The organism is Streptomyces lasalocidi, assembly GCF_005280215.1.
GTDB lineage: Bacteria > Actinomycetota > Actinomycetes > Streptomycetales > Streptomycetaceae > Streptomyces > Streptomyces longwoodensis.
This window is the reverse complement of sequence record NZ_SZNQ01000001.1, coordinates 7,933,191-7,946,211: the sequence shown is the minus strand read 5'-3', so window position 1 is coordinate 7,946,211 and position 13,021 is coordinate 7,933,191. Positions and strand designations below refer to the sequence as shown.

The window sequence follows — 13,021 nt, the reverse complement described above, 5'->3', positions numbered from 1 at the left end:
CCCCCTGTTCAGCTCGCCCCGAGCTCTCGGTCGATGAGGTCGTACATCTCCTCGTTCGACACCGGGTCGAAGTCGTCGTCCTCGTCCAGGTCGCCGTCGACCAGCGACAACATGGCGCGCAACCGCTGCGCGACGGTGGTGCGTTCGTCCTCGGTGTCCGTGCGGGCCAGCCGCTCGGCGAGCCGGTCCAGCTCGGCGAGGAGCGGTGGTTCGGCGGGGGCCAGCGAGGTGTCGAGGTGGTCGGCCACGGCGGCCGGGGTGGGGTGGTCGAACACCAGGGTGGCGGGCAGGGTGAGTCCGGTGACGGTGCCGAGCCGGTTGCGCAGTTCGATGCCGGTCAGCGAGTCGTAGCCCAGGTCGCGGAAGGGCCGCTCGTCGCCGATCTCCGCGGGGTCGGACAGACCGAGGACGACGGCGGCCTGTTCCCGGACCAGTTTGAGCAGGGCGGCGCGGCGTTCGGTCTCCGGCAGGGCGGCCAGGCGTTGTGCCCAGGTGGCGTCGGAGGGCGGCGCCCCGGTCGGTTCGTCGCCCTCCAGTGCGCGTCGGGCCTCCGGGATCTCGGCGAACAGGGGCCGGCTGCGGGCCGAGGCGAACAGCGGCATGAACGCCGCCCAGTCGACGTCGGCCATGGACAGGCCGCTCTCGCCGCGTTCCAGGACGACGCGCAGTCCTTCCAGGGCGGGTTCCGGGGGGATCAACGGCAGTCCTTGGCGCCGTAGCTGTCCGGCGTCCACGCCGTCGGGGAAGCGGGCCCCGTCCCAGACGCCCCAGGCCACCGAGGTGACGGGCAGGCCGTCCGCACGGGCCTGTTCGGCCAGCGCGTCCAGGGTGGCGTTGGCCGCGGCGTAGGCGCCGTGGTCCCCGCTGCCCCAGACACCGGCGATCGAGGAGTAGAAGACGAGGGCGTCCAGTTCGTCCCGGTCGAGGAGGTCGATGAGGTGGCGGGCGCCCTGGACCTTCGCGTCGAGGACGGCGGCGTACTCGGCGAGGTCGGTGTCGGGCAGTGCGGCCAGCCGCATCAGGGCGGCGGCGTGCAGCACGGTGCGTACCCTCTCGCCCTGTGCGCGCAGTCCGGTCAGGAGGGCGGCCACGGCGGAGCGGTCGGCGACGTCACAGGCGTGCGCGGTCAGCCGTACGCCGAGGGCGTCGAGTTCGCTCGCCAGCTCGGCGACCCCCTCGGCGTGGGGGCCGCTGCGGCTGACCAGCACCACGTGCGCGGCGCCGAGTCCGGCCAGCCAGCGGGCGGCCTCCGGGCCGAGCGCGCCGGTGCCGCCGGTCACGACAGCGGTGTCGCGGGCCTGCCAGCCGACGGCGGGAGTGCCGTTCAAGGGGGCGCGCACCAGGCGTCGCAGGAGGGTGCCGGACGCCCGCACCGCGAGTTGGTCCTCCTCCCCGAAGCCGCCGGCCATGATCGTGCGCAGCTGCTCCAGCGCGTCCGCGTCGGGACGGGCGGGCAGGTCCACGAGGCCGCCCCAGAAGGCCGGGTACTCCAGCATGGCGACCCGGCCGAGGCCCCAGACCTGCGCGGCGTCCGGGTCGTGGGGCGGGTCGGTGTCGCCGGTGCCCACCGCGCCGGCGGTGACCAGCCACAGGGGCAGGGTCGCCGCCAGATCGCCGAGTGCCTGCACGGCGGCCAGGGTGGCGGCCACGCCCGCGGGCACGGCCGGGTGCCGGGGGTGGGGCCGGCGGTCGGCGCTCAGCAGGGACAGCACGCCCTGCGGGGTGTGCTCGGCCAGTGCGCGGCGCAGTTGCTCGCCGAGCGCGGCGCGGTCGGCACGGTCGGCGTCCACGGACAGGACACGGACCGGGAGGGCCTCGGTGAGCCGCTCCAGCCACTCCTCGTCACAGCCGGCGGGCACCAGGGCCAGCCATGCGGCGTCCGGCGCCGTGCGTGCGGCCGGGCGGGCGGGGCGCCATGCGACCCGGTAGCGCCAGCCGAGGGACCGGGACGCGACCTGGTCGGCGAGCCAGTACCACTGGTGCTGGAAGGCGTAGGTCGGCAGGTCGACCGTTCGCGCCCCGGTGCCGGCGAACACCTCGGACAGGCGTACGCCGACCCCGCGGACGTGGGCCTCGGCCAGCGACCGGGTGAACCGGGGCCGGCCGCCGTCGTCGCGGCGCAGGGTGGACAGGACGGCGGCGCGTGCTCCGGCGGCGTCCACCGTCTCCTGCACGCCCGGTGCCACCACGGGGTGCGGGCTCACTTCGAGGAAGGTGCCGATCCCGGCGTCGAGGGCGGCGCCCACGGCGTCGGCGAACCGGACGGTCTGCCGCAGGTTGGTGTACCAGTACGCGCCGGTGAGTTCGCGCGGGTCCAGGCGCTGTCCGGTGACGGTGGAGTACAGCTCGACGGGTACGGACCGCGGGGCGATGCCGGCGAGCAGGCCGTCGAGTTCGTCCTTGACGGTGGTGACGTGCGGTGAGTGGGAGGCGTAGTCGACGGCGACCAGCCGGGCGCGCACACCGCGCGCGTCGCACCGGGCCCGCAGGTCCTCCAGGGCGGACGGATCGCCGGACACCACGGTGGAGGCGGGGCCGTTGACCGCGGCCACGTGCAGCCGGTCATCGGTGAAGAGGTCCTGCACCTCGGGGGCGGGCAGCGCCACGGACATCATGCCGCCCTTGCCCGACAGCCGGGTCAGCGCGCGGCTGCGCAGGCACACCACCGTGGCGGCGTCGGCCAGGGACAGGGCGCCGGCCACGCAGGCGGCGGCGATCTCCCCCTGCGAGTGGCCGATCACCGCGTCGGGCCGCACACCGTGGGCCTGCCACAGTGCCGCCAGCGACACGGTGACGGCGAAGGTGACGGGCTGGACGACGTCCACCCGGTCCAGTCCCGGTGCGCCGGGAACCTGCCGCAGGACGTCCAGCACCGACCAGTCCACGTGTGCCTCGACGGCCGCGGCGCACTCGGCCAGCCGGGCGGCGAACGCCGGTGCCGTGTCGATCAGTTCCAGGGCCATCCCGGCCCACTGGGAGCCCTGGCCGGGGAAGACGAACGCGACCCGCCGGGCGTTCGGGGCCGCGGTGCCCCGCACGACGTCGGGCACGTCGCGGCCCTCGGCCAGCGCGGTCAGCCGTTCGCCGAGCTGCTCCGGGTCGTCGGCGAGCACGACCGCCCGGTGGTCGAGGGCGGCCCGGCCGGACGCGGCGGTGAAGGCGATGTCGCGCAGCGGGGTGCCGGGGTGTGCGGTCAGGTGCGCGGCGAGCCGTGCGGCCTGGGCGCGCAGGGCGTCCTCGGTGTGTCCGGACAGGGCCACCGGGACGGGCCGGAGCGGCTGGACGTGCTCCGGTTCCGGTTCGGCCGCTGCGCCGTCGCCGGGCTGCTCGACGACGATGTGGGCGTTGGTGCCGCTGATGCCGAAGGAGGACACGCCGGCCCGCCTGGGCCGGCCGGTGTCCGGCCAGGGCCGGTCCTCGGTGAGCAGCCGCACCGCGCCCGACTCCCAGTCCACGTGGGGGGACGGCTCGTCGACGTGCAGGGTGCGGGGCAGCACGCCGTGCCGCATGGCCTGGACCGTCTTGATCAGTCCGGCGACGCCCGCGGCGGCCTGCGCGTGCCCGATGTTGGACTTGACCGAGCCGAGCCACAGGGGGTCGCCCGCGCGGTCGGTGCCGTAGGTGGCCAGGAGTGCCTGGGCCTCGATGGGGTCGCCCAGGGGCGTGCCGGTGCCGTGGCCCTCGACCGCGTCGACCTCGTGCGGGGACAGTCCGGCGGCGGCGAGCGCGGCGCGGATCACCCGCTCCTGCGCGGGGCCGTTGGGTGCGGTGAGCCCGTGGGAGGCTCCGTCCTGGTTGACGGCGGAGCCGCGGACGACGGCGAGGACGCGGTGGCCGTTGCGGCGTGCGGCGGACAGCGGTTCGAGCAGGAGCAGGCCGACGCCCTCGGACCAGCCGGTGCCGTCGGCTGCCCCGGCGTACGACTTGCACCGTCCGTCCGGTGACAGTCCGCGCTGCCGGGAGAAGGCGGTGAAGGTGGTGGGCCGGGCCATGACCGTCACCCCGCCGGCCAGGGCCAGCGTGCACTCCCCCGCGCGCAGGGCCTGCGCCGCGAGGTGGACGGAGACCAGGGAGGAGGAGCAGGCGGTGTCCACGGTGACCGCCGGGCCCTCCAGCCCGAGGGCGTAGGCGACGCGGCCGGAGGCGACGCTGGCGGCGGTGCCGGTGAGCAGGTGCCCCTCGACCCCTTCGGGGACGTCCGCGAGCGCGGTGGCGTAGTCGTGGTACATCACGCCGGTGAACACGCCGGTCCGGCTGCCGCGCAGGGAGGCCGGGTCCAGGCCGGCCCGTTCCAGGGTCTCCCAGGCCGTCTCAAGGAGCAGCCTCTGCTGGGGGTCCATCGCCAGCGCCTCGCGCGGGGAGATGCCGAACAAGGACGCGTCGAACTGCCCGGCGTCGTACAGGAATCCGCCGTACCGCGTGGTCGAGTGGCCGGCCCGGTCCGGGTCGGGGTCGTAGAGGCCGGCGACGTCCCAGCCCCGGTCGGTGGGGAAGCCGCCGATGGCGTCGCCGCCCGAGGACACGAGGTGCCACAGGTCCTCCGGGGAGGCCACGCCGCCCGGGAAGCGGCACGCCATGCCGACGATCGCGACCGGTTCGTCCGTGGCGGCCGTGGCGGCCGGCACGACGGCGGCCGTGGGGGTGTCCCCGGCCAGTTCGCCGCGCAGGTGGGCGGCGAGCCCGGCCGGGGTCGGGTGGTCGAAGACGACGGTGGCGGGCAGCCGGGTGCCGGTGATGCGGCTCAGCCGGTTGCGCAGTTCCACGGAGGTCAGCGAGTCGAAGCCGATCTCCTTGAACGGCCGGTCCGGGCCGAGGGCGGCGGGGTCGGGGTGGCCGAGGACCACGGCCGCCTGGGTCAGGACGACGTCCTGCAGGACGCGGAGGGGGTCCTGCTCGGCGAGCCTGCGGCGCAGGGCGTCGGCGGCGTCCGCCGGGCCGTCCGCGGCGGCCGTACGGCGCACCACCGGCACCAGGGAGGACAGCACCGGGGGGAGGGTGCCCTCGGACGCGCGGGCCCGGAGCGCCTCCCGGTCGAGGGGGGCGGCCAGCACGGCCGGGACGTCGCGTGCGGTGGCCGCGTCGAAGGCGGTCAGCGCGGTGTCGGTGTCCAGGGGCAGTACGCCGGCCCGCGCGAGCCTGGCCCGGTCGGTGTCGTCCATGTGCCCGGTCATGCCGCTGCTCTCGGCCCACAGGCCCCAGGCGATGGAGGTGGCCGGCAGCCCGGCGGCCCGGCGGCGCTCGGCCAGCGCGTCCAGCGCGGCGTTGGCGGCGGCGTAGGCGGCCTGCCCGGCGTTGCCGAGCGTCCCGGCCACGGACGAGAACAGCACGAAGGCGGTCAGGCCGGGGCCGGTCAGTTCGTCCAGGTGGTGTGCGCCGTCGACCTTGGCGCGGAACACGTCGGTCACGCGTTCGGGGGTGAGGGCGGTCAGGACGGCGTCGTCGAGGACGCCCGCGGCATGGACGACGGCCGTCACGGGGTGGGCGGCCAGCAGCGCGGCCACCTCGTCGCGCTCGGCCACGTCACAGGCGACGACCGTCACCCGGGCGCCCAGCGCCCGCAGTTCGTCCGTGAAGTCGGCCATGCCGGGCGCGTCCTGGCCGCTGCGGGAGGCCAGGACCAGGTCCTGCACCCCGTGGCGGTCGACCAAGTGCCGTGCCACCAGGCGTCCCAGGGTGCCGGTGGCGCCGGTGATCAGCACGGTACCGGTGGCCGTCCAGGGGGTCTCTCCCGCGTCGGCGGTCACCCGGGTCAGCCGTGGCACCAGGACGCGGCCGTCGCGCAGGGCGAGTTGGGTCTCCCCGGTGCCGGCCAGGCGCGGCAACAGGGTGGTCGAGGCGGGGCGGGCGTCGGTGTCCACCAGCACGAACCGGTCCGGGTGCTCCGTCTGCGCGGTGCGGACGAGGCCCCAGACCGCCGCCGTGCCGGGGTCGGCCGGCGGGGCGTCCGCGGCCGTGCTGACGGCCCCGCGGGTGAGGAGGACGAGCCGGGACGCGGCGAACCGCTCCTCGGCCAGCCAGCGTTGGGCGACGGTCAGGGCCTCCGTCGCCGAGGTCACGGGAACGCCCACCGCGGCGGGCACGTGGTCGCCCAGCTCGTCCAGGTCGGCGTGCAGGGACCAGGCCGCTTCGGCCGCGGGCGTCTCGAGGGGTGTCCACGCGGTGCGGTACAGGTGGTCGGGGTGGTCCGCCGCGAGTTGTCCGGCCGGTACCGGGCGCAGGGTCAGCGCGTCGATGACCAGGACGGGCCGGTCGGCGGCGTCGGTGAGGGTCACCGACAGCGCGCCGCCAGCTGCGGGCCGCAGGCGGACCCGCACGGCGTCGGCGCCGGACCGGTACAGGCGGACCCCGCTGAACGAGAACGGCAGCAGGGTCGCCGCGTCCGCGCCGGCCGGTTCCCCGGACGGGAGGGCGGCGTGCAGCGCGGCGTCCAGCAGCGCCGGGTGCAGTCCAAACACCCCGGCGTCGGCGGCCGCCGGTTCCGGCAGCTCGGCCTCGGCCCACACCTCGTCACCGCTGCGCCACCACCGGCGCAGGCCCTGGAAGGCCGGTCCGTAGTCGTAGCCGAGCCGGGCCAGTTCCCGGTAGCGGGCGGCCGGTTCGGCCGACGTGGTGCCGGCCGGCGGCGCGTGACCGGTGGCCGGTGCGGGCGTCCGCGCCGTGCCCAGCCGGCCGGTGGCGTGGTGCGTCCAGTCCGGTCGGTCGGCCGTGCGCGCGTACACGTCCACGGTGCGGCCGCCGTCGTCGTCGGGGGCGCCCACCACGGTCTGCACCCGCACGCCGCCGTGTTCGGGCAGCCGCAGGGGCCGGTGGACGGTCAGCTCCTCAAGTTCCGTGCAGCCCGTCTCGTCCCCGGCGTGCACGGCGAGTTCGACGAACGCGGCGCCCGGCAGGACCACCGTGCCGTGCACGCCGTGGTCGGCCAGCCAGGGCTGGCGCTGCCGGGACAGCTCACCGGTCAGGAGCACCTCCCCGGTGGTGGCCACCGTGGCGGCGGCGCCCAGCAGCGGGTGCGCGGCGGGGTCCAGGCCGAGCACCGCCGGGTCCGCCGCGCCGACCGGGGCGGGCAGCCAGAAGTGCTGGCGCTGGAAGGCGTAGGCGGGCAGGTCGGGCCGTGGTCCGCCGGTGCCGGTCGCGGGGGTCCAGTCGACGGGTACGCCGCGTACGTACGCCTCGGCCAGGGACCGCAGGAAGCGGTCGGGGCCGCCCTGGTCGCGGCGCAGCGAGCCGACGACGACGGCGGTGCTGCCCGCCGACTCCACGGTGTCCTGCACCGCGGCGGTGAGGATGGGGTGCGGGCTGACCTCGACGTAGGCCCGGTGCCCGGCGCCGTCCAGTGCGCGGACGGCCTCCTCGAAGCGGACGGTGTGCCGCAGGTTGCGGTACCAGTACTCCGCGTCCAGGGCGGCCGTGTCGATCGGCTCGCCCGTCACCGTGGAGTAGAAGGGGATGTCGGCGGTGCGCGGCTCGAGACCCGCGAGACGGTCCAGGAGGGTGGCGCGGATCCGCTCCACCTGCGGAGAGTGCGAGGCGTAGTCGACCGCGACGAGGCGGGCCCACACGCCGTCGGCGGTCAGCTCGGCGGCCAGGTCCTCCAGGGCCGCGGGGTCGCCCGCCAGGACCACCGCGGCGGGCCCGTTGACGGCCGCCACGGACACCCGGCCGTCCCGGTCCGCGAGACGCTGCTCCAGCTCGGCGGCGGGCAGCGCCACGGACAGCATGCCGCCGGTGCCGGCCAGGTCGCGCAGGGCGGCGCTGCGCAGGGCGCTCACCTTGGCGGCGTCGCGCAGGGACAGCGCGCCCGCCACGCACGCGGCCGCGATCTCCCCCTGCGAATGACCCACCACCGCGTCCGGCTCCACGCCGAACGACCGCCACAACGCCGCCAACGACACCATCACCGCGAACGACACCGGCTGCACCACATCCACCCGCTCCAACGACGCAGCACCACCCACCCCCCGCACCACATCCAGCAACGACCACTCCGTGAACTCCCCCAACGCCGCCGCACACTCCGCCATCCGCGCCGCGAACACCGGCGAAGCACCCAACAACTCCACCGCCATCCCCGCCCACTGCGCCCCCTGACCCGGGAACACGAACACCGTGCGGGGGTCGACGTCGGCCTGTCCGCGCACGAGGCCGGGGTCGTCCTGGTCGGTCGCCAGGGCGCGCAGCCGGCGCGCCAGGTCGGCGTGGTCGCCGGCGGTGAGCACGGCCCGGTGGGTCAGGGCGGCGCGGCCGGCAGCCGCGCGCGCGACCTGCCGGACGGTGGTGCCGGGGTGGGCGTCCAGGTGGGCGGCGAGCCGTTCCGCCTGGGCCCGCAGGGCGCCTTCGGTGTGCCCGGACACCACCACGGGCACGGGGCCGGAGCGCAGCTCCGCCTCCCCTTCGGCCTGCTCGACCGGCTCGGGTGCCTGCTCCAGCACGACGTGGGCGTTGGTGCCGCTGATGCCGAAGGAGGACACGCCTGCCCGCCGGGGCCGGCCGGTGTCCGGCCAGGGCCGGTCCTCGGTGAGCAGCCGCACCGCGCCCGACTCCCAGTCCACGTGCGGGGACGGCTCGTCCACGTGCACCGTGCGCGGGAGCACCCCGTGCCGCATCGCCTGGACGGCCTTGATCACGCCGGCCACACCGGCCGCCGCCTGCGTGTGGCCGATGTTCGACTTCAGCGAGCCCAGCCACACGGGGGGCTCGGTGCGGCGGGAGCCGTAGGTGGCCAGCAGGGCCTGCGCCTCGATCGGGTCGCCGAGCGCCGTACCGGTGCCGTGGGCCTCGACCAGGTCGACGTCCGCCGGGGACAGCCCGGCCGCGCTGAGCGCCGAGCGGATCACCTGCTCCTGGGCGAGTCCGCTGGGCGCGGTCAGGCCGTTGGACGCCCCGTCCTGGTTCACCGCCGACCCCCGGACCACGCCGAGGATGCGGTGCCCCTCACGCCGGGCGTCGGAAAGGCGCTCCAGCACCAGCAGGCCCACGCCCTCCGCCCAGCCCGTGCCGTCGGCCGCCGCCGCGAACGACTTGCAGCGTCCGTCCGGCGACAGCCCGCGCTGCCGGGAGAACTCCACGAAGATGCCGGGGGTGGCCATCACCGTCGCGCCGCCCGCCAGGGCCAGGGAGCACTCCCCGGCGCGCAGGGCCTGCGCCGCCATGTGCACCGCCACCAGGGAGGACGAGCAGGCGGTGTCCACCGTGACCGCGGGACCCCGCAGGCCCAGGGTGTAGGCGATGCGGCCGGAGGCCACACTCGCCGTGGTGCCGGTGAGGACGTAGCCGTCGGCGCCCGCGGTGCCCTCGTGCATCCGGGGGCCGTAGTCCTGTGCCATGACCCCGGCGAACACGCCGGTGTCCGAGTCCCGCAGGGACAGCGGGTCCATCCCGGCCCGTTCCAGGGCCTCCCAGGAGGTCTCCAGCAGCAGCCGCTGCTGCGGGTCCATCGCGAGCGCCTCGCGCGGGGAGATCCCGAACAGCCCCGCGTCGAACCGCGCCGCGTCGTACAGGAAGCCACCGGAACGGGTGTAGGTGCGTCCGGGCCGGTCCGGGTCGGAGTCGAACAGGCGGTCCAGGTCCCAGCCCCGGTCGGTGGGGAACGCGCCGATGGCGTCACCGCCCGCGGCGACGAGGTCCCACAGGTCGTCCGGGGAGGCGATCCCGCCGGGGTAGCGGCAGGCCATCCCGACGATGGCGATCGGTTCGGCGGCGGGCGCCCCCGCTCCGGACCCCGGATCCGGGACGGACGCGGGGGTAGGCGTCTCCCCGTCCGGTTCGCGCGCCGGGTCCGGCGCGTCCGACGGCACGGCGGCGAGCTCGGCGTCGAGGTGTTCGATCATCCGCGCGGGAGTGGCGTGGGTCAGCACCGCGGTCGGGGGCACCCGCAGCCCGGTCGCCTCGGCGAGCCGGTGTCCCAGCTCCACGGTCATCAGCGAGCTGAACCCCAGGTCCTTGAACGGCCGGCGCAGGTCCAGCTGCTCGGCGGACTCCAGTTCCAGCGCCGCGGCCACCTCCGCGCGCACCAAGGTGCGCACCGCCTGGGCGCGTTGGGCCGCGGGCAGCGCAGCGAGGGGCGAGGCCGGCGCCTCGGCCTGCGGCGCGGCGTCCGTGACGGGGGTGGTTCCGCCGGAGATCCAGTGCCGGCGCCGTTGGAAGGGGTACGTCGGCAGGGGCACGCGGCGTGCGTCGGTCCCGGCGTAGAAGCGTGCCCAGTCGACCGGGACGCCTCGGGCGTGCACCCGGGCGACGGCGGTGAGCAGCGACCTCAGGTCGGGACGGTCACCGCCGGTCATCGCGGCGGCGAAGGCCACGTCGTCGGGCGCGTTGGCCGGTCCCATCGCGCACAGCGTGCCGTCGGGGCCGAGTTCGAGGAACGTCCGCGCACCGTCCGCGCAGGCCGTCCTGATGGCGTCGGTGAACCGCACGGTGTCACGGGTGTGCCGCGCCCAGAACTCCGGCCAGTCGAGCCCGGTCGGGTCGAACTCGGTGCCGGTGACCGGGGAGATGACCCGCAGCCGGGGCCGCTGCCAGCGGACCCGGGACGCGGCCTGCCGCATTCCGTCGAGGATGGGGTCCATGTGCGCCGAGTGGCTGGCGAACCGTATCCGGAGGCGGTGGGTGCGCCGTCCTGACCGCTCCCACCTCCGCGCGATCTCCAGGGTGGCTTCCTCGTCGCCCGACAGCACGGTGGCGGTGGGGCCGTTGAGCGCCGCGATCGACACCGCACCGCCGGACGCCCGGACGTCCTCGGTCAGTTCGGTCTCGGACGCCTCCACCAGGACCGAGGCACCGCCGGGCGGCACGTGCTGCATCAGCCGGCCGCGGGTGGCCACGAGGGCGCAGGCGTCGGGCAGGGACATCGCCCCGGCCACGTGCAGCGCGGCCAGTTCGCCGAAGGAGTGGCCGAGCACGGCGTCGGGTCGCACGCCCCAGCTGTGCACCAGGCGGAACAGCGCGACCTGGACGGCGAACAACGCGGGCTGGGTGTACTCCGGTTCGTCGAGCAGCGCCGCGTCCGGCGAGCCCTTCTGGGCGAACATCACCTCCAGCAGCGGCCGTTGCAGGTGGGCGCGCATCTCTTCGGCGATCTCGTCCATGGCCGCGGCGTACTCGGGGTGGCGTCGGTAGATCTCGCGGCCCATGCCCGGTCGCTGGTTGCCCTGTCCGGCGAAGAGGAACACCGTCCGTCCGGGCGCGGCCGTGCCGCGGACCACGCGGGCGTGGGGTTCTCCCGCGGCCAGGGCCCGCAGCAGGCCGGGAACGTCGCCGGGGGTGTCGGCGACGAGGACCGCGCGCCGGGGCAGCGGGCTGCGCGTGGTGGCCAGTGAGTACGCCAGGTCCAGCGGGGACGGTGCGTCGGCCCTGGTCAGGCGGTCGGCCAGCGCGGTGAGCGCGGCCGGCGTGCGCGCCGACACCGGGACGAGCACGGGTCCGTCGTACCGTCGCCCCTCCTGCCGGCCGGTGGGGTCGGCGGCGGGCGCCGCGGACAGCACGACGTGGCAGTTGGCCCCGCCCATGCCGAACGAGCTGACCCCGGCGAGCGGCGTTCCCCCGGTGTCCGGCCACGGCTCCGCCTCCGTGACCACGCGCAGCCCCAGGTCGTCGAGGGGGATGCGGGGGTTGGGGGTACGGAAGTTGAGGCTGGGCACCAGCTCGCGGTGGGACAGGCACAGGATCGTCTTGAGCAGGCCCGCGATCCCCGCCGCGCCCTCCAGGTGCCCGATGTTCGTCTTCACCGAGCCGACGGGCAGGGGCCGTTCCCCCCGGGCCACCGCGCCCAGCGCCGACGCCTCCACCGGATCGCCGAGGGGCGTGCCGGTGCCGTGCAGTTCGACGTAGTCCACGTCCTGGGGTGCCACCCCCGCCGAGGCGCAGGCGAGGCGCAGCACGTCCTGCTGGGCCTCCTGGCGGGGGGCGGTCAGCGAGTCGCCGCCGGCGTCGTTGTTGGCTGCGCTGCCGAGGATCACCGCGTGCACGGTGTCCCCGTCGGCCAGTGCCGCCGCCAGTGGCTTGAGCAGCAGCACCGCGCCGCCCTCCCCGCGCACGAACCCGTTGGCCCGTTCGTCGAAGGTGTGGCAGCGCCCGTCCGGGGAGAGGGCTCCCAGGGCACGGGTGACGTCGTACCCCGCCTGGACGATGTTCAGGTTGACGCCGCCGACGACGGCCACGGAGCACTCGCCCGCCGCCAGGGCCCGGCACGCCACGTGCACGGCCACCAGGGCGGAGGACTGGGCGCTGTCCACCACCATGCTCGGCCCGCCCAGGCGCAGCGCGTAGGACACCCGGTTGGCGATCATCGCCCGGTTGCGGCCCGTGGCCGAGTGCGGGCTGAGCCGGTCGCCGCGCAGGGTGGCGTAGTCGTCGTACGTGGCGCCGACGTACACGCCGGTGCCGCCGTCGGGGCCGCCCCCGTCACCGGGGACGATGCCGGCGTCCTCGAACGCCTCCCAGGCCAGCTCCAGCACCAGGCGCTGCTGGGGGTCCATGACGGCCGCTTCGCCCGGGGAGATGCCGAAGAACTGCGCGTCGAAGGAGTCGACCTGGTCGAGGAAGCCGGCGCGCACCGGCTCGCCGGACGGGAGCACGGGAGCGGCGGGCCCGTCGGGGTGGGTACGCCGGGGGCCGGGTTCACCCAGGGCGTCGCGCCCCTCGCGCAGCAGTGCCCAGAACGCGGCCGGGTCGGCCGCCCCCGGCAGCCGGCACGCCAGGCCGACGACTGCCACCGGCACCTGCGCGGGGGTGGTGTCCATGCGGTCACCCATCCGGGACTTCCCCTCCGCCCCGTCGGTCTGCGCGACGCGGGCATGTCGGACCCGCCCGGCGGACACACCGGGCGGACGGTACGGACGGTCACTGGCGGAAAGCGGCGCCCACGGGGCGCCGGTCACGTGTCACAGCGGAGTGCGTCGACGGGGTGGCGACGCGCTGATCGGAGTCGTGTTCGTGGGGGCGGCGCGGCCCGCCGTCGGTGGCGGGTGCGCCGCGCCGGCCGGAGTCCGTCACGGCGTGGAGACGTCGTCGGGGCCGGGAGGGG

The 13,021-nt window shown here is 76.2% G+C and carries 1 protein-coding gene; it reads right to left on the bottom strand.

Annotated features, from left to right (window positions below; all coding sequences use genetic code 11):
• Positions 1-8: 8 nt before the first annotated feature.
• Positions 9-12,737, bottom strand: coding sequence for a type I polyketide synthase (locus E4U91_RS35340; RefSeq protein ID WP_206666922.1), 12,729 nt, complete (start codon positions 12,735-12,737; stop codon positions 9-11).
• Positions 12,738-13,021 lie beyond the last annotated feature (284 nt).

Bases quoted from the DNA above. Each gene is read 5' to 3' on its own strand.
- E4U91_RS35340 (WP_206666922.1), bottom strand. From the start codon at position 12,737: ATGGACACCACCCCCGCGCAGGTGCCGGTGGCAGTCGTCGGCCTGGCG.